Consider the following 17,420-nt stretch of genomic DNA (forward strand, 5'->3'; position numbering starts at 1 on the left):
GAGGGAGGTACCCGCTCTCCGCCACTCTCAACGTATAGCGCACGGGGGGCCTTGCGGCAAGGCCCCCGTCGTGCCGCAGAATGACCGGCCTGAGCCCAGGACCAGCGAAAACGGGAGTCGCCGAGTGCGTGTGTTGTTGTCGACGTACGGGTCGCGGGGGGACGTCGAACCCTTGGTGGGGCTGGCCATGGCGTTGCGGGACCTCGGCGCCGAGGCGCTGGTGTGCGCGCCGCCGGACGAGGACTTCGCGCGGCGGCTGGCCGGTGCCGGTGTGCCCCTGGTACCGGTCGGCCCGTCGGCGCGCGCGCTGACGAAGGCGGCGCCGGCGCCGTCGTCCCTGCCCGAGCGCGCGGCGGCGTTGATCGCCGCCCAGTTCGAGGTGGTCACCGAGGCCGCCGAGGGCTGCGACGTGCTGGTGGCGACCGGCATGGTGCCGGCCGCGGCCGGTGCGCTGTCGGTGGCCGAGAAACTCGGCATCCGCTCCGTGTCCGTGACCTTCCAGCAACTGACCCTGCCGTCCCCGCTGCGCCGGCCGCTGGCGTACCCGGGCCGGCCCCTCCCGCCGGAGGTGGCCGACCACCGGGTGCTGTGGGACCTGGACGCCGAGAGCATCGACGTACTGTTCGGGGAGGCGCTCGACACGAGCCGGGTCTCCCACGGACTGCCCCCGGTGCGGGGCGTACGTGACTACGTCATCGGCGACCGGCCGTGGCTGGCGACCGACCCGGTCCTGGACCCGTGGCAGGGGACCGGGGACCTCGGCGTCGTACAGACCGGGGCCTGGATCGCACCCGACGTCCGCCCGCTCCCGGCCGCGTTGACGGCGTTCTTGGAGGCCGGCGCGCCACCGGTGTACGTGGGCTTCGGCAGCATGCCCCTGCACACGGCGCCGGACGCCGCCCGGGTGGCGGTCGAGGCGGCCCGCGCCCACGGACGCCGGGTGGTGCTGGGCGGCGGCTGGGCCGGCCTGACCCGGCCCGACGACGGGGACGACTGCTTCCTCGTCGGCGAGGCCGACCACCGGGCGCTCTTCGGCCGGGTGGCCGCCGTCGTGCACCACGGGGGCGCCGGCACCACGACCACCGCGGCCCGGGCCGGCACGCCCCAGGTGGTGGTGCCCCAGGTCGCGGACCAGCCGTACTGGGCGGACCGGGTCGCCGGCCTCGGCATCGGCGCCGCACACGACGGCCCGGCCCCCACCGTCGCCTCCCTGACCGCCGCCTCGGGACGGCCCTGGCGCCCGGGACCGCGGCGCGGGCCCGTACTGTGGCCGCCACGGTGCGCACCGACGGTGCGACGGTGGCCGCGAAGCTGCTGCGCGACCTGGCCGACGCGGCGAAACCGCGCGGATCAGCGCGAACGTGAACCCCACGACGGCACGCGGGACACCCGTCCCCGGCCCCCGCAACGCGCCTTGGTCGCGAGCGTGACCCACACATCGGAGCTGAGACAACCGTGAAACCCCTGACCACCAGCGCGTTCGACCTCCCCGACCGGCTCTCGGCCAAGGCCGACCCGGCACTGATCGCCGAGGACGAGCGGCACTTCGCGGCCCTGGCGGCCTGCCTGGAGCAGTCGATCGCCGAGCTGTCCGACCGTCTCGCCGCCACCCGCAGGGCCCCCGGCGGCCTGGGCCGGCAGGCCATGGACCGGGACACGGAGATCCACCGGCTGACCTCCCGGCTGCGCGCCCTGCGCCGCTTCGGCCTCGACCTGTGCCTCGGACGCATGGTCGGCGCGGACAGCCCCGAGCCGGTGTACGTCGGACGGCTCGGCCTCACCGACAGCACGGGGCGCCGACTGCTGGTCGACTGGCGTTCCCCCGCCGCCGAGCCGTTCTTCGGCGCCACCCACGCCCGTCCCATGGGGCTGGCGAGCCGCCGCCGGTACCGCTGGACCGACGGCCGGATCAGCGACTACTGGGACGAGGTGTTCACCCCGGACGGGCTGGCCGGCCACGCCGCGCTCGACGACCAGTCCGCCTTCATCGCCAGCCTCGGCGGCACGCGGACGGCACGGATGCGGGACGTCCTCGGCACCATCCAGGCCGACCAGGACGCCGTCATCCGCGCGGGCTCCCGCGGCACCCTCGTCGTCGACGGCGGTCCGGGCACCGGCAAGACCGTCGTCGCGCTGCACCGTGCCGCCTACCTCGTCTACTCCGACCCGCGCCTCGGCCACCGCAGGGGCGGTGTCCTGTTCGTCGGCCCGCACCGGCCCTACCTCGCCTACGTCTCCGACGTCCTGCCCAGCCTCGGGGAGGAGGGCGTGCAGACCTGTGTCCTGCGCGACCTCGTCGCCGAGGGGGCCGGAGCGGGCGTGGAGGCCGATCCGGAGGTGGCCCGGCTCAAGTCGTCCGCCGACCTGGTGAAGGCGATCGAGAAGGCCGTCCGGTTCTACGAGGAGCCGCCCGCCGAGGGTATGACGGTCACCACCCCCTGGTCCGACATCCGGCTGAGCGCCGGCGAATGGGCCGCGGCCTTCGAGGCGGCGGCCCCCGGCACCCCGCACAACGAGGCCCGCGACCAGGTCTGGGAGGAACTGCTCACCATCCTGACCGACAAGCACGACGGCGACGCCCCGGAGGAACTGCTCCGCAGGTCGCTCAACCGGAACCGGGAACTGCGCACCGCCTTCGACCGCGCCTGGCCACTGCTCGAAGCGGCCGACCTGGTCGGCGACCTCTGGTCGGTCCCCGCCTACCTGCGGCTGTGCGCCCCCTGGCTCGACCGGGACGACGTACGCAGGCTCCAGCGCGCGGACCCGGCCGCCTGGACCGTGTCCGACCTGCCGCTGCTGGACGCGGCGCGGCAGCGGCTCGGTGACCCGGAGGCGGCCCGGCGAAGGCGCCGGGACCAGGCCGCCCTGGCCGCCCAGCGCGACCGCATGGACCGGGTCGTCGACAACCTGATCGCGGCGGTGGCGGACTCCGGCGCCGACGGTGACGACGGCGAGGGCCTGGTACGGATGCTGCGCGGCCAGGACGCCCAGGTCAGCCTGGTCGACGAGAGCGAACTGGCCACCGTCGAACCGGATCTCCTGGCCGGTCCGTTCGCCCACGTCGTCGTCGACGAGGCGCAGGAACTGACCGACGCGGAGTGGCAGATGCTGCTGGTCCGCTGCCCCTCGCGCAGCTTCACCGTCGTCGGGGACCGCGCCCAGGCCCGGCACGGGTTCACCGAGTCATGGCGGGAACGGCTCGAACGGGTCGGCCTCGACCGCATCGGCCTCGCCTCCCTGAACATCAACTACCGGACGCCGGAGGAGATCATGGCGGAGGCCGAGCCGGTCATCCGGGCCGCTCTCCCGGACGCCAACGTGCCCACCTCCGTCCGCAGCGGCGGCGTTCCCGTCGTCCACGGCTCCACCGCGGACCTGGAGACGGTCCTCGGCACCTGGCTCGCCGCACACGACGAGGGAACCGCCTGTGTCATCGGCGACCCCGCGTTCCGGGCGACGTCCCGCGTCCGCTCGCTCACCCCCGAACTGGCGAAGGGACTCGAATTCGACCTGGTCGTCCTCGTCGACCCGGACCGGTTCGGCGAAGGCGTCGTGGGGGCCGTCGACCGTTACGTCGCGATGACCCGCGCGACCCGCCGGCTCGTCGTCCTCACCAGTTCCTGACCTCCGCGGGCGACGCGGCGACCGGCGTACGGGTACGGTCGTCCGTTGCCGCAGGAGCGGGTTCGCGGAGCGTGCCGGGACGCGGCGGGAACTATCGTAGGGGCGACAAGTGTTCTGGTCGCGCGGGACGAAGGCGGCGTCCCGCGTTCCACGGGGGAGTCGGACGGCGGTGGCGGAATGGGTGAGGTCGGAACGGACGGCGTGGCCGGCGCGGGGACGCCGTCCGGGGGTGGTGCGCGCGGGCTTTCGGTGACGTTCGAGCCCGGCACGTTCCGCGTCGCGGACGCGCGTCGTGTCGCGGTCCGGTATCTGGCCGCGTCACGGGACGAGCGGGCCGAACCGTGGCCGGACCGGGTCGTGGAGGCGGCGCAGCTGGTGGTCAGCGAACTGGTCACCAACGCGGTCAAGTACGGATCGGGCCCGGTACGGCTGTCCCTGTCCGTCGCCGGCGGCATGATGTCGGTGACCGTGCGGGACGGCGAGACGGCCCTGCCGGTACCGCGGCCGGCCGACCCCGGCCGGGTGGGGCAGCACGGCCTGGAGATCGTCGCGGCGCTGAGCCAGCACCTCGACGTCCGGCGCGAGCCGACCGGCAAACGGGTCACCGCCCGCATCGCGCTGCGCTGAGCGCGCCCACCGCCGAGGAGAAGGGACATCGGCCGGCCGCGAGGGCGAGTGCGAGTGCGGGGAGGGGGACGGAGGCGTCGGGTGCCGAGGCGGCGAGGACGCCGGCGGCCGGCCGGGGCGAACCCGCCGGACCGGCCCCGCCCCATTACGGGAGCCGCGGGCTCCGGTCGCCGTACCAGTCCATGCACAGGACGGTGGCGTCGTCCCGCAGCCGGCCCCGGCAGGCGTCCTGGACGGCGCCGGCCAGGGTGCGGACCACCTCCCTGGGGTGGAGGGCACGGGAGTCGCGGAGCAGGGCGGGCAGATCGACCCCGGACGCGCCACGCTCCTGCATGCCGTCGGTGAGCAGGACCAGCCGGTCACCGGGGCGCAGTTCCAGGTACTGGACCTGGTGGGGGACGGGGGAGGCGACACCGAAGGGCAGGTTCGCGGTGAGCATGAGCTCCCGTACGGTGCCGTCGCGCAGCAGCAGGGGACGCGGATGGCCGGCGTTGATCAGCTGGACGGCGCCGGTGCTGAGCTGGACGCACAGCAACTGACCGGTGGCCAGGCCCCGGTTGTGGTGGAGCAGGGCGTGGTGTGCGCGTCTGGCCTGTTCCGCGATGCCGCATCCGGTGCGGCGGGCGCCGCGCAGCGCCCCGAGGAGCAGGGTGGCCAGCAGCGCCGAGTCGGTGTCGTGGCCCATCGCGTCGGTGATGGACAGATGCAGCACGTCCCGGTCCAACGCGAAGTCGTAGGTGTCGCCCCCGATGTTGTCGGCCGGTACCAGACCTCCCGCGATCGAGAACTGCGCGGCCTCGCAGGCCGAGGCGGACGGCAGCAGCTGGTGCTGGATCTCGGCGGCCAGACTGGTCGGTGTGGTGCGCCGGCCCCAGTGGTAGAGGTCGGTGAAACGCCGGTCGGTGACGATGATGTAGGCCAGGGCGTGGGCCGCCTGGTCGACCTTGCGCAGGACCGACGGGTCGTCGTGCGGAAGGGTCACCTCCAGGACACCGACGCAGTCCCCGCGGTTGGTGACCGGTGAGATCACCCGGTGGCTTCCGTCACCGTCCGGTTCGACGCGCCGGCGCTGCGACCGCAGCACCTTCTCGTAGACGCTGTCGCGCAGCGCGATGTGCGTCGCCCCGTGCCCGTCCCGTACGCCGTCGGCGGTGGTGAGCCGTACCAGCTCCTCCTCGATCAGATCCAGGAAGAGGAAAGAGACGCTGGCCGCCGCGAACCGCTTCTGAAGGTTGCGCGCCACGACGTCGACCGATTCCACCGGCGAGGCCTCCTCGGCGTCGGCGAGCAGGTCTCCCAACTCCAAGGTGTTGCCGTCCATGGTCCTCTCCCTCCGCCGTCGTGGCTTCCTGCCGTTGCGGATGGTTCATCTGCCCGGTCACGGCCCGCACATGCCCGGAAGATCCCGCGTCGAACGCGGTCGTGCGGGTGTGCGGAGACGGAAACACGTGAGAGTGACAGCCGGGTTCACACCATTGGCGTAAGGGGAACGCGGGTACTCCTCAGTCAGGTCAGCCGAGCGAGAGGTGACTCATGCTCTTCACGCTGTGCACCGCGGGGCCGCTGCTGCTCGCCCTTCTCCTGGTCCATCAGAACACCGACCGGCGCGCACCGCGCCACAAACGCCACGGTCCGCCCGTCCGTTGACGTCACCCGCCCGGGTCACCTCGGCCGCCGCCTCGCGCGGTGCCCGTACCGCGAGGGGCGGCCGGGGCAGCAGCGCACCGGGGCCCGGCAGGCGCCGTGGCCCCAGGCCACCGCGCGCTGCGGACACCCGGAGATCAGCGGCGACGGGCGGACCGCCGTTCGCCTCGTGGGCGACCGACCTGGTGCCCGGCGAGGACCCCAACGGCGAAGGCGACGGCGTCTTCGTCACCGGCCTGCGCACCGGGCGCACCGCGCTCGTCGGCCGGGCCCCGGACGGCACGCCGGCCGCCGCACGACCAGCGCCGCCCGATGGACGCCTGGGGCCGCACCGTCGCCTTCACCTCGGCGGACGGCGCTCTGGCACCGGGCACGGCCGGGCCGGGTGGCGGCGTGTACGTCCGCACCCTGTACTGACCGCCGTAATCGATTGACTTTCGATCGATACCGATCGAGAATCGATACATGCCTCGCCTTCTCATCACCGTCCTGCGCGTCGGTATCGCAGCGTCGATCATGCTCGGTCTCTTCGGGCAGATCGTGGTCATCCCCACCGCGGCGGCCGACGAGGTCGACCGGTTCCCGGCCTACGCCCCGTTCGCCGCGCCCTATGTGGCCGTCGCGATCACCGGCGTCGCCTGCGTCCAAGTCGTCCTCGCCGCCATGTGGATGCTGCTCGACATGGTCGAACGCGATGTGATCTTCACCGAGCGGGCCTTCCGCTGGGTCGACATCATCATCGGCGCCGCGATCGTGGCGACCCTGCTGGCGTTCGGGGTCACCAGCCACCTGGGCGTGGCCGAGATCCCCTCGCCCGACGACGGCATGGAGGTCACCAGCGCGCTCGGCGCCGCGGCCGTCTGCGTGGCCGTGGGCGCGGCGTTCGCGATGCTCATGGTGATCATGCGGGGTCTGCTGCGCAAGGCGACAGCGCTGCGGGCCGAGATGGCCGAGGTCGTCTGATGGCGATCGTCGTCGACCTCGACGTCCTGCTCACGCGACGGGGGATGTCGGTCGGCGCGTTCGCCGACGCCGTCGGCATCACCCCCGCCAACGTCGCCGTACTGAAGAACGGACGTGCCAAGGCGGTGCGCTTTACGACACTCGACGCCATCTGCCGCACCCTCGGCTGCCAGCCCGGCGACGTGCTGCGCTGGGTGCCCGACGGCGACGGTACGGAGACGGCGGGGACCGGGGCGTGAAGTGCCGGTCCCGACGATCATGACGCGGACACCCGGGGGCAGAACGGTTCGCGCGCCCGGCCGCCGGTGAACTCGCTCCGTGCCTGTCAGGCCCAGCACGGCAGCCCACGGCGCACCAGAATCGCACGTGCCCGGTGGATATCCGTTGTTGCGGTCCGGTTTCGAGCCGGCGGCGGTGGGTTGCCCGCCCGGGCGCCGCGCGTTCTCCAGGTATGGAAACCCCCTACGCGGCACTGAACGGCGCCTACTGGCTGGACGACGACCTGGCTCCCTGCCCGGACTGTTTACGCATGCTGGACACCCCGCCGGCCGACGACGCCGGACGGGCCCGGAGCGACGGTGACCGGCCTGTCCGCGCGGTGTGGCGAGCCGTCAGCGGCGTCACCTCCGCGGCGCACGCGGCCCTGTCCGCGCTGAGCCCGCGAGCCGGACGCCGGCAAAGGTCCCGACGGGACGGTACGGGGGTGCGCTGCGGCTATGAGCGGTGACGTGCCGCCACCGGTCTCGTCGTGCGACGGGGCTTCTTCCGGGACATCGCCACCGTGCCTGCGTGTGACCGCGCCGACGGGAGCGGAGCGGGTCGACGACACCGTCCGCGCCCGGCCGGTGGAGCGGCGGGCCGACCTCCCCTGGGCGGTCGGCGCCGCTGCCGTCTCGTCCCGCCGGGCACCCGGATGAGGTCGTCCAGCCGCATGGGGCCGGCCGCCCTGATGCCTCCGCCGGTGGATTGCCATGACCACCGCACAACGGTGGTCCGTGTCACCGGTGTTGACGCGCGGACCGCTGCCCGGCCTCCGGGAGTCACCGCTCGGCCTGCGGCAGCCGCTACTCGGCCTTCTCGGACGGTGCCTCGTCCGCCGGCGCCGCGGCCGGAGCGGCCTCGGACACGGTGTAGAAGACGGAGGAGCCCTGCTTGGTGCGCTGCACCTGGTTCCTGGCCACCAGGTTCTCCAGAGTGTTGCGCACGACCGTGGTCTTCACCGTCCGGTCGGCGTGGGCCTCGCCCAGCGCGGTGGCCACCTCCGCGGCGGAACGCGGCTCCGTCTGCTCGGCCAGCACGCCGAGAATCAGCTCGCCCAGCGTCGGTGCGGCCGGCTTCTTCGCCGCGGACTTGGTGGCGGACTTGGCGGCGGTCCTGGCAGCCGGCTTGGCCGCGGACTTGCCGGCCGGCGGGGCCTTCTTCTCCGCCTTGCGCTGCTGCGGCGCGGACTTCTTCGCCCGGGTCTGCTTGCCGCCGGTGCCCTCGGCGGGCGTCGACTTCTTGCGCGGCGACGGCACGGCCGCCGTGTCGGGCGCGACCGTCTCCTCGGCCGGGGTCCGCGTCGAGCCCAGTGCCTGCTGGATGTTGACCAGCACACTGTGGTCGCGCTGCAACGCGGCGAGCTGCTCCTGCAAGGTGGTGATCTCCGAGCTGAGGCGCTCCTGTTCCTTGGCGTTGCGCTCGAGATCGCCGGTCACCTGCGCGGCGTACTGCGAGGCGAGTTCGGTGGCGGTGGACGCTGTCTCCGACATGGTCGGTCACTCTCCTTGATGCTGACGGTCGTTGCTGTCGGCGGGCAGCAGCCGGGTGCCGACGGACGGCGGGCCGCCCTTCCGGCCACGCGTGACACCTGCGCGGGCCTCGACTGCTGCGTATGCCCTGAGGTGGAGATACTACGTACAACTAGTGCCACTTGTTCCTCTCGGGTCGTTTTCCGCTCGGACGGGAGTGGCTGACACACCATCAGATGATGGGTCATGGAATGCGGTACGACCGCGTCGGACAGGTACCCCTGGGTGCGGCCGGTGCCGTCGGCGGTGAGCGTGCAGCCGTCGGTGTCCAGGACGGGAGTGGAGGTGAGGTCGCGGACGAAGAAGCGCTCGTCGGGGGTGTGGCGGCCGGCGCCCGCGTGGTGTCGCGAACGGTCGACCACGCGTCGGGCAGGGGCGTGACGCTGCCCGGCGCGGTGGCCGCCGTGGCGGGTGGGGCGAGGGCGGCGGGGGTGGCACCGGCGCCCGCAGGCGGACCCGGCGAGGTGCGCGGGAGGTGCCTCAGGAGTGTGTACGCGGTGTTGTTTCACGGGGTTCGCGGACGTCGGAGACCAGGGTGGGTCCGGACGCGCCTCGGACGGGAGAGGAGCCGGCCGTGGGCAGGGAGCCTTCCCGTGTGCTCAGGGCACGCAACACGGCACGGGCCACGGCGTCGTTCTGGCGGAAGGCCGGGGCGTCGGTGCGGGGCCGGGCGAAGGCGGCGACGGCGCGGCTGTCGGTGGGGGCGCCGAGGGCGATCCGGCGCGGGTGGGGGCCGCCGAGGAGCGGGTCGAGTACATGGGCGTCGGTGGGGGAGACGGTGAGCAGTCCGGAGCGGTGGGTGTGCGAGGGGTCGGTGACGACCTCCTCGGCTATCTCCCCGGCCCGGTACAGGCGCCGCAGCAGGGGGTCCTCGGTGCGGTCGAGTGCGTGACGGGGCAGATACGCCTCGATCAGGGCGGTCGCGTGCACGGTGTGCCCGGGCACCGTGGGGCTGGTGGCGGTGAAGGTGCCGGTGGCCTCGTCCGTGCCGATCCTGAGGTCCGCGCCGGTGAAACAGACGATCCCGGCCCGGGACAGGGCGTGCAGCTGGCGCAGCCGGAACCCGGGCGGGCCGGAGGCGAGGAAGCTGAAGAAGCCCTGCCACCAGCCGTCCACCCCGTCGGCCACCGAGCGGGCGGTCAGGCGCCCCGACGCGACCAGCCGGGACAGGTGGCCGTAGACGGAGAGCAGGGCGAGGAACGCGCCGAGGTCCGCGCTGTGGTCCGGGTCCTCGCGGCGGGCCACGTCCCGGACGATGTAATCGCGCAGGTGTTCCTGGAAGGCCTCCGGGGTGGCGAAGGTGACGCCGGTCAGCGGCCGGTCCAGGGCCTCGAAGTCGAGCCGGTCCGCCGGATCCGGAACCGACGCGGCGACGAGGGCGGCCATGTCGCCGGAGTACCAGTCGAGACGGTCGTAGGCGGCGGAGAACGCGGACCAGGTCCCGGTGGTGCGCCCGGGATGGGCGTGGAACAGCTCGTGGTAGTGGCCGAACCCGATCTCCTTGGCCATCAGGGGCCACACGTCGCGCCGCAGGTCCAGCGGCCGTCCCCCGGCGAGCAGCGCGTCGACCGCCTCCGGCCCGAAGTGGCGCGGCAGCGGCGGGCGGGGGCCCCGGAGCCGGTAGCCGGTCTTGGAGTGGTACGGCACACCGCGCCGCGATCCCACGTGCAGGACCGGCTCACGGCCGGCCGGCAGATAGGCGAGTGTCCCGTCCGGTTCGGTGCGGTACCTGCCGCCGCGGCCCTCGGTGAGCAGCACGGCCAGGTCGACGAAGGCCAGCCCGAAGCCGCGCAGCACGACGTGTTCACCGGGCCGCAGCGCCGAGAGGTCGGCGTCGGCGGAGAAGGCGGGCGGCAGGTGGAAGCGGCCGTGGCGGCGGGCGAAGGCGGCCAGGGCACGGTGCTCGGCGGCGGGCGCGGCGTCCAGGTGGCCCTGGGCGAGCACCACCAGGTCGGCGGTGAGCGGTGTGTCGCTCCCGGCCAGGCACACCCGCTGCGGACCGTCCGGGGGACCGGAGACAGCGGTCGCGGTGGCCCGGTGCCAGGTGACGGTGACCGACGGCGGCAGCGCGGCCAGCGCCGCGCGGAACACCCAGTCCAGATAGGCGCTCTGGGCGCGCCGGGTGGGGAAGTCGGTGGGTGCGAGCGCGCGGAGTTCGCCGAGCACCTCCGGGTCGGCGGGTTCGGCGTAGGGCGCGTACCGGGGGCCGTTGCCGGAGAACTGGGCGGCCCACTCGGCGAGCGAGGGCCCGGGCCGGACCGTTCCGTCGATGACGGAGGACTCGTCGGTGAACATGGTCACGTCCTCGGCCATGGAGTTCATCCGCAGCAGCGGCGACTGCTCGTGCCGCCAGACCCGGCCCGGACCCGGCGGGTGCGGATCGATCAGATGGATGCGCAACTCCCGCTCACCCGACCAGAGTTCACCGGAGTTGGTGGCCAGGCGCTCCAGCAGACCGGTGGCCCGCGGTCCGGCACCGACGACGGCCAGTACGGCGGCGGAGGCGGTGGCGCTCACTGGTCACCGCCGGTCACGGGCCGGGCGTCGGCGGCCGTCGCGGCGCTCAGCCGGGAGCGGACGGCGCCCAGCCGCTCCCGCAGCCGCCGCACCGGGGTGGGCGGCAGGGCGCGGGAGGTGCCGCGCGCGTAGTGCCGTTCCACATAGAACTGGCCGACGCTGAGCACCGTGGTGACCGCGATGTACCACAGGGTGGCCACCAGCAGCAGCGGGATCACCTGGTAGGTCTGGTTGTAGACCAGCTGCACCGAGTACAGCAGGTCGTGCACGGCCAGCACACTGACGATGCTGGTGCCCTTCAGCGTGCCGATCAGCATGTTGCCGGCGGTCGGCACGATGGAGCGCATCGCCTGCGGGATCACGATCCGGCGCAGCGTACGGCGCCTGCTCAGGCCGAGCGCCTGGGCGGCCTCGGTCTGCCCGGCGTCCACCGACAGGATGCCGCCGCGCACCACCTCGGCGGCGTACGCGGCCTCGTGCAGGGTGAGGCCGACCACCGCGGTGAGGGTGGGCCCGAACAGGTCGACCGTCTTGACGGTGACGAACTCCGGGCCGAACGGGACGCCGAGCCCGAGGGTCGGATACAGGGCGCCGATGTTGAACCAGAACAGCAGCTGCACCAGCAGCGGCGTGGACCGGAAGATCCACACGAAGCCCCAGCTCAGGGTCCGCAGTACCGGGTTGACCGAGAGCCGCATCACGGCCAGCGGCGTACCCAGCAGGAAGCCGAGCACCATCACCGCGGCGGTCAGCCAGAGGGTGAGCAGCAGTCCGTCGAGGACCGCGCCGGTGGTGAAGTACCGGCCGACGACGCCCCACTGGAAGGCGTCGTTGCGGACGACCGAGTCGAGGACCATCGCGAAGACCAGCAGCGCGCCGGCCGCGGCCACCCAGCGGCCGGTGTGGCGGCGCGGCACGATGCGGGGCAGGTGCGCACCCGGTGCGTCAGGTGCATCAGGTGCGTCGGGTGTGCCGACAGGGTCGGCGGTGACGGTGGAGGGAGTGGTGACGTCGGAACGTGTGGCCATCGGGGGCTCTCCGGGGGAGGGATGCGCAAGCGTCGGTGACCACCCGGCGACACCGGCGGCGGAGCGCGGCGCGAACGCCGTACGGGGCACGGTGCGGCCGGGAGGCCGGCGTCATCACACGTGCCGCGTCCCTCAACGCGGCCGGAGGGCACCGCACGGGGCGGAGCCGATCCGTGTCGATCGTATGTGCCCATGGCCTCGCCGTGTCAACAGGGCCTCGGTGGGGCGGTGTCGAGCGCCGGGAGGGCGGTACCGGTATGCGGTCGCCGCTTGACGTGCCCCGTGATGTCCTGCTCAATTAGTCGCATGGACGCCCAGCAGCGCTTGGTCTCGCGTGACCACATCGACTTCGGTCGGGTGTGGTCCGCGGCGTGTCGCGGCTGACTCCGCGGCGGACGGCCCGACCGGTCCTTCCCTCCCTCGGCGATCCCTCGATCCCGTGATCCTCTGATCCCGTGAACCTGATTCCGTGATCTCTTGATCCGGTGATCTCCTGATCCCGTTGCGGGCCGAGTCCTCCTTCGCGCTCGTCCGCGCCGCCGCCTTCCGTTCCTCCCGCCACTCGGCGTCATCACGTCTTCCAGTACCGCACCGGACACCGCGGTGCTGACACCCCCTCATGTCTTCGACCGCCGGCGGTCGCCGAGCCCGTACGCGTGCGGCCGGCGACCCCTGCCACCCTGCCCGAAAGGCCCTGCCATGCCCGTGGAATTTCTCGGCATAGCCGCCACCAACGACGGCTCGGAGACCACTCCTCGCTCCGGCGCCGCCTTCGACAAGGAATACACGCTCCGGCTCGCCCGTGCCCACGAGGACCACGGCTGGGACCGGGTGCTGTTCGCCTACGGCTCCGGAGCCCCGGACCCCGCCCCGGCCGCCGCCTACATCGCCAGTCGGCTGGACCGCCTCCAGCTCCTGCTGGCCCACCGGCCCAACGTCTCCTACCCCACCTTCGCCGCGAAGACCTTCGCCACCCTCGACCGGATCAGCGAGGGACGGCTGACCGTCCACTTCATCACCGGCGGCAACGACCACGAGCAGGGCCGCGAAGGCGACACCCTCACCAAGGACGAGCGCTACGCCCGCACCCGGGAGTACATCCGGATCGTCAAGAAGATCTGGACGACGCACGAGCCCTTCGACCACGAGGGCGAGCACTACCGCTTCCACGACTTCGTCAGCGACGTCTTCCCGGTGCAACAGCCCCGGCCGAACGTCTCGTTCGGCGGTTCGTCACCGGCCGCGTACGCCGCCGGAGGCGCCGAGGCCGACATCTACTGCCTGTGGGGCGAGCCGCTGGCACGGACCGCCGAGCAGATCGAGAACGTCAGGGCCGCCGCGCGGGCCGCCGGCCGCACGGACGTCCCGCGCATCCAGGTCGCCTTCCGTCCGATCATCGCCCCGACGGAGGAGCTGGCCTGCGAGAAGGCGCACCGCACGGTCGGCGCCATCCGCCGGCGGCGCGGGTCGGGCGTGGTACGCCACCACCGCCGCGACGCCCCGCAGAGCGCGGCACCTCAGAACACCCGCTCCCAGCGGCTGATCGCCATCGCCGAGGCGGGGGAGCGCTACGACCGCGCCCTGTGGACCCCGACCGCCGCCGCCACCGGTGGCGCGGGCAACTCCAACGCCCTGGTCGGCACCCCGGAGACGGTCGCCCAGGCACTCCTCGACTACTACGACCTCGGCGTGGACATCCTCTCCGCCCGCGGCCACGACCTGCTCGGCGACGCGATCGACTTCGGCCGGTACGTCATCCCGATCGTCCGCGAGGAGGTCGCCAAGCGCGACGCCGAGCGCCACGCCCAGCGTGACGAGCGGGCGGACCGCACCCCCCAGTCCCTGGCGGCGGTGCGCGGATGACGTCCGTCGCCCGGCCCGTCACCGGACTGACGGTGACCCAGGCAGCGGTGTCCGACCCCAGGGTCCGTCCCCTGCTGCGCGAACTCGGCGACGAGTACTCCGCGCGCTACGGGAAGGACGCGCACGCCGAACTGGCCCGCTACCCCGACGAGGAGTTCACCGCGGCGTACGGAGGCGTCCTGCTGCTCCTGCTGGAGGACGGGACGTCCGTGGCGGGCGGTGCCTTCCGCCGGTACGACGAGGACACCGCCGAGCTGAAACGCATCTGGACCCACTCCGCGCACCGCCGGCGCGGGCTGGCCCGCCGGGTCGTCGCCGAACTGGAACGCGAGGCGCGCGCCCGCGGCTACCGGCGGATCTACCTGACCACCGGTCCGCGCCAGCCCGAGGCCCGCGGCCTGTACCTGGCCACCGGCTACACACCGCTGTTCGACACCGCGGCCGACCCGGAGACCATCGGGCCGCTGCCGTTCGAGAAGCACCTGAGCGGCAGACGGCCGGAGAACCACCTGAGCGCGACGCCGATGCGTCCCGCGCAGCCCCAGAACCACCCGAAGGAGACCGACCAGTGAACCCCACCGCGGCCAGGGCGCGCCCGCGCCACCTCGTCGCCGCCGCCCTGCTGCCCCTGCTGGCCCTGACCGCCTGCGGCTCCGGCGACACCGGCACCACCGCTCCGGCGGGCGCCCAGGCCCCCGCGCCGACCGACGACCCGGTCGCCGCCGTCCGCAAGGTGGAGTCGGCCGCCGCCCTCCTGCCCGCCGAGGTCCGCGAGGGGGGCACGCTGCGGGTGGGCAGTTCGGTCGGCGCACCGCCCTCCGCCTACTACCCGAACGGTTCCGACAAGGCACCCGAGGGCCAGGACATCGACCTCACCGACGCCGTCGCCAAGGTCCTCGGCATCGAGGTGCGGCGCCAGGACGCCTCGTTCGAAACGATCCTGCCCGCCCTCGAGAGCGGCAAGTACGACGTGGGCACCGGCAACTTCGGCGTCACCAGTGAGCGCCTGAAGACCATCGACTTCGTCACGTACATCGACGACGGCCAGGGCTTCGCGGTGAAGAAGGGCAGCACCGCCCTGAAGAAGAAGGTCACCGACCTCACCCAGCTGTGCGGCCTGACCATCGGCACCAACGCCGGCACCACGTTCGAGTCCACCCTCACCGCGCGCAAGAGCGTGTGCGCCGACGCCGGGAAGGAGCCCTACGACGTCAAGGTGTACTCGGAGAACGGCGCCACCCTCACCGCGCTCCAGCAGGGCCGGATCGACGTGATCATGTCGACCATCAACGGCCTGCGCCACCAGGCCGCGCAGCCCGCCGCGCAGACCGCCTTCATCGGGGAGTACCACCGCCTCGACGTCGGCTTCGCCTTCAAGAAGGGCTCCCCGCTCACCAAGGCGTTCCAGGCCGCCGTCAACGAGCTGATCGACGACGGCACGTACGCCCGCATCCTCGAGAAGTGGGGCACCTCCGCCTCCGCGATCGACGCGTCGCGGATCAACCCGCCCGAGCACACCTGAAGCCGAGCAGGAACCCCGTCATGAGACTCACCACCGACTCCGCCGGCGATCCCACCGCCGCACCGCCCGGCGCGGCCGTCCCCGGCGGCGGTCCCGAGGCCCCGCCGGTCGCCGACGACCCGGCGTCCCTCAAGGTCGTCCCCGCCCGCCACTACGCCCGGTGGGCGGCTGCCGCCGTCGTGGCCGTGCTGGTGGCCCAGTTCGGGCACGGCCTGGCCACCAACCCCGTATGGGAATGGCACGTCTTCGGCGACTACGTGCTGTCCGAGACCATCGTCCAGGCAGTGTGGGTCACCCTCCAGCTCACCGCGTACGCCACCGTGCTCGGCTTCCTGCTGGGCACCGTCCTGGCGTTCATGCGGCTGTCGCGCAGCCCGCTGCTCCAGACCGTCGCCTGGACCTACATCTGGATCTTCCGGTCCATCCCGATGATCGTCCAGCTCGTGTTCTGGTTCAACCTCAGCGCCCTGTACGAGAGTCTGGGCGTCGGCATCCCCTTCGGACCGGTGTTCTGGTCGGTCGACAGCGACAGCCTCATCGGCACGATCGGCGCCGCGGTCATCGGACTGTCCCTGCACCAGGCCGCCTACGCCGCCGAGATCGTCCGCGGCGGCGTCATCTCGGTCGACCCGGGGCAGTCGGAGGCCGCCGCGGCCCTGGGCATCCCGCGGCTGCGGCAGATCCGCCGGATCGTGCTGCCCCAGGCCATGCGCGCCATCCTGCCCACGGCCGGCAACGAGATCATCGGGCTGCTCAAGGGCACCTCGGTGGTCTACGTGATGGCCATCGGCGAGCTGTTCTACCAGGTCCAGGTCGTCTACGGCCGCAACGGCCGGGTCATCCCGCTGCTGCTCGTGGCCACCGCCTGGTACGTGGTGCTGACCTCCCTGCTGTCGGTCCTCCAGTACTACGTCGAACGCCGCTTCGCCCGCGGCGCCGACCGCACCCCGCCCCCCACACCGCTCCAGCGCCTCCGGCACACCGCCCGCTCCCTGCGCGCGGCGGCCGCCCGGCGCGAACTGCCCGTCGTACCGCTGAAGATCCCGGGAGGGAACCGATGAGCGACTTCATGGTGGACGTCCGCGGCGTCCACAAGAGTTTCGGGCCCCTGCACGTGCTGCGCGGCGTCGACCTCCAGGTGCGTGCCGGGCAGGTCACCGTGATCCTCGGACCCTCCGGCTCCGGCAAGTCCACGCTGCTGCGGACCATCAACCACCTGGAGAAGGTCGACCGCGGCTGGATCGGCATCGACGGCGAACTCATCGGCTACCGCCGCTCCGGTGACACGCTGCACGAGCTGAAGGAGAAGGACGTCCTCAAGCAGCGCACCCACATCGGGTTCGTCTTCCAGGACTTCAACCTCTTCCCGCACCTGACCGTCCTGGAGAACCTGGTCGAGGCCCCCGTCTCCGCGCTGCGCCGCCCGCGCGCGGACGCGGAGGAGACGGCACACCGGCTGCTGGACCGCGTAGGACTCGCCGACAAGGCCGGCGCCTATCCGCGCCAGCTCTCCGGCGGCCAGCAGCAGCGCGTCGCCATCGCCCGCGCGCTCGCCCTGGAACCGAAGGTGCTGCTCTTCGACGAACCCACCTCCGCGCTCGACCCCGAACTGGTCGGTGAGGTCCTCGACGTCATCAAGGACCTGGCGGGCACCGGCACCACCATGATCGTCGTCACCCATGAGATCGGCTTCGCCCGCGAGGTCGCCGACACCGTGGTGTTCATGGACGGCGGTGTGGTCGTCGAACAGGGCCCGCCCGCGGCCGTCCTGGACGCCCCGCGCCACGAACGCACCCGCGCCTTCCTCGCCAAAGTCCTCTGACCGCCCTCCTCTTCCCCCCT

At 72.9% G+C, this 17,420-nt stretch carries 15 protein-coding genes and 1 pseudogene; 12 read left to right on the plus strand and 4 right to left on the minus strand.

Features of this window, described 5'->3' with window-relative positions; all coding sequences use genetic code 11:
- Nucleotides 1-187 precede the first annotated feature (187 nt).
- The 3 genes and pseudogenes from J7I94_RS05055 to J7I94_RS05065 all read left to right on the plus strand — a co-directional run bounded on the left by J7I94_RS05055 (nucleotide 188) and on the right by J7I94_RS05065 (nucleotide 4,251).
- A pseudogene (locus tag J7I94_RS05055) lies at nucleotides 188-1,365 on the plus strand (nucleotide disphospho-sugar-binding domain-containing protein).
- 90 nt (nucleotides 1,366-1,455) lie between these two features.
- Nucleotides 1,456-3,624: an RNA polymerase recycling motor ATPase HelR gene (gene helR / locus J7I94_RS05060; protein WP_215165412.1), complete on the plus strand. Its 2,169-nt coding sequence runs from the start codon at nucleotides 1,456-1,458 to the stop codon at nucleotides 3,622-3,624.
- A gap of 177 nt (nucleotides 3,625-3,801) precedes the next feature.
- Nucleotides 3,802-4,251: an ATP-binding protein gene (locus tag J7I94_RS05065; protein ID WP_215165413.1), complete on the plus strand. Its 450-nt coding sequence runs from the start codon at nucleotides 3,802-3,804 to the stop codon at nucleotides 4,249-4,251.
- A gap of 145 nt (nucleotides 4,252-4,396) precedes the next feature.
- Here the strand turns inward: J7I94_RS05065 and J7I94_RS05070 are convergent, their stop codons facing one another.
- A complete protein-coding gene (locus J7I94_RS05070; protein WP_215165415.1) occupies nucleotides 4,397-5,572 on the minus strand; it encodes a PP2C family protein-serine/threonine phosphatase in 1,176 nt (391 codons plus the stop codon).
- A gap of 788 nt (nucleotides 5,573-6,360) precedes the next feature.
- On the opposite strand from J7I94_RS05070, the gene J7I94_RS05075 reads away from it, so the two are divergent.
- The 4 genes from J7I94_RS05075 to J7I94_RS38950 all read left to right on the plus strand — a co-directional run bounded on the left by J7I94_RS05075 (nucleotide 6,361) and on the right by J7I94_RS38950 (nucleotide 7,775).
- Nucleotides 6,361-6,858, plus strand: coding sequence for a DUF2975 domain-containing protein (locus J7I94_RS05075; RefSeq protein WP_215165417.1), 498 nt, complete (start codon nucleotides 6,361-6,363; stop codon nucleotides 6,856-6,858).
- Nucleotides 6,858-7,097 (plus strand): helix-turn-helix transcriptional regulator, encoded by a 240-nt coding sequence (locus J7I94_RS05080; RefSeq protein WP_215165419.1) that lies wholly within the window; start codon nucleotides 6,858-6,860, stop codon nucleotides 7,095-7,097. Before J7I94_RS05075 ends, J7I94_RS05080 begins: the two co-directional genes overlap by 1 nt.
- 212 nt (nucleotides 7,098-7,309) lie before the next feature.
- Nucleotides 7,310-7,585 carry a hypothetical protein gene (locus J7I94_RS05085; protein WP_215165421.1) on the plus strand — a complete coding sequence of 92 codons (276 nt, stop codon included), beginning with the start codon at nucleotides 7,310-7,312 and terminating at the stop codon, nucleotides 7,583-7,585.
- 64 nt (nucleotides 7,586-7,649) lie between these two features.
- Nucleotides 7,650-7,775: a hypothetical protein gene (locus J7I94_RS38950; protein ID WP_285442415.1), complete on the plus strand. Its 126-nt coding sequence runs from the start codon at nucleotides 7,650-7,652 to the stop codon at nucleotides 7,773-7,775.
- 147 nt (nucleotides 7,776-7,922) lie between these two features.
- Here J7I94_RS38950 and J7I94_RS05090 read toward each other — a convergent pair whose 3' ends face one another.
- The 3 genes from J7I94_RS05090 to J7I94_RS05100 all read right to left on the minus strand — a co-directional run bounded on the left by J7I94_RS05090 (nucleotide 7,923) and on the right by J7I94_RS05100 (nucleotide 12,193).
- Complete coding sequence (locus J7I94_RS05090; protein ID WP_215165423.1) at nucleotides 7,923-8,609, minus strand: hypothetical protein; 687 nt, start codon at nucleotides 8,607-8,609, stop codon at nucleotides 7,923-7,925.
- A gap of 519 nt (nucleotides 8,610-9,128) precedes the next feature.
- Nucleotides 9,129-11,165, minus strand: coding sequence for an FAD/NAD(P)-binding domain-containing protein (locus J7I94_RS05095; protein ID WP_215165425.1), 2,037 nt, complete (start codon nucleotides 11,163-11,165; stop codon nucleotides 9,129-9,131).
- Complete coding sequence (locus J7I94_RS05100) at nucleotides 11,162-12,193, minus strand: amino acid ABC transporter permease (RefSeq protein WP_215165427.1); 1,032 nt, start codon at nucleotides 12,191-12,193, stop codon at nucleotides 11,162-11,164. Before J7I94_RS05100 ends, J7I94_RS05095 begins: the two co-directional genes overlap by 4 nt.
- 699 nt (nucleotides 12,194-12,892) lie before the next feature.
- On the opposite strand from J7I94_RS05100, the gene J7I94_RS05105 reads away from it, so the two are divergent.
- From J7I94_RS05105 to J7I94_RS05125, 5 genes are read left to right on the plus strand one after another with little or no spacing between them, the layout of a single operon-like run.
- Complete coding sequence (locus J7I94_RS05105) at nucleotides 12,893-14,056, plus strand: LLM class flavin-dependent oxidoreductase (RefSeq protein ID WP_215165429.1); 1,164 nt, start codon at nucleotides 12,893-12,895, stop codon at nucleotides 14,054-14,056.
- The gene (locus J7I94_RS05110; RefSeq protein WP_215165430.1) at nucleotides 14,053-14,628 is read left to right on the plus strand and encodes a GNAT family N-acetyltransferase; all 576 of its coding nucleotides are present in this window, start codon (nucleotides 14,053-14,055) and stop codon (nucleotides 14,626-14,628) included. The genes J7I94_RS05105 and J7I94_RS05110 overlap by 4 nt, the downstream gene beginning before the upstream one ends.
- Nucleotides 14,625-15,578: an ABC transporter substrate-binding protein gene (locus tag J7I94_RS05115; RefSeq protein ID WP_215165432.1), complete on the plus strand. Its 954-nt coding sequence runs from the start codon at nucleotides 14,625-14,627 to the stop codon at nucleotides 15,576-15,578. The genes J7I94_RS05110 and J7I94_RS05115 overlap by 4 nt, the downstream gene beginning before the upstream one ends.
- Nucleotides 15,579-15,598: 20 nt before the next feature.
- Nucleotides 15,599-16,639, plus strand: coding sequence for an amino acid ABC transporter permease (locus J7I94_RS05120; protein ID WP_215165434.1), 1,041 nt, complete (start codon nucleotides 15,599-15,601; stop codon nucleotides 16,637-16,639).
- Nucleotides 16,636-17,400, plus strand: coding sequence for an amino acid ABC transporter ATP-binding protein (locus J7I94_RS05125; RefSeq protein ID WP_285442416.1), 765 nt, complete (start codon nucleotides 16,636-16,638; stop codon nucleotides 17,398-17,400). The genes J7I94_RS05120 and J7I94_RS05125 overlap by 4 nt, the downstream gene beginning before the upstream one ends.
- The last annotated feature ends 20 nt before the right edge of the window (nucleotides 17,401-17,420 follow it).

The organism is Streptomyces sp. ISL-12 (genome assembly GCF_018614415.1).
Taxonomy (GTDB): Bacteria; Actinomycetota; Actinomycetes; order Streptomycetales; family Streptomycetaceae; genus Streptomyces.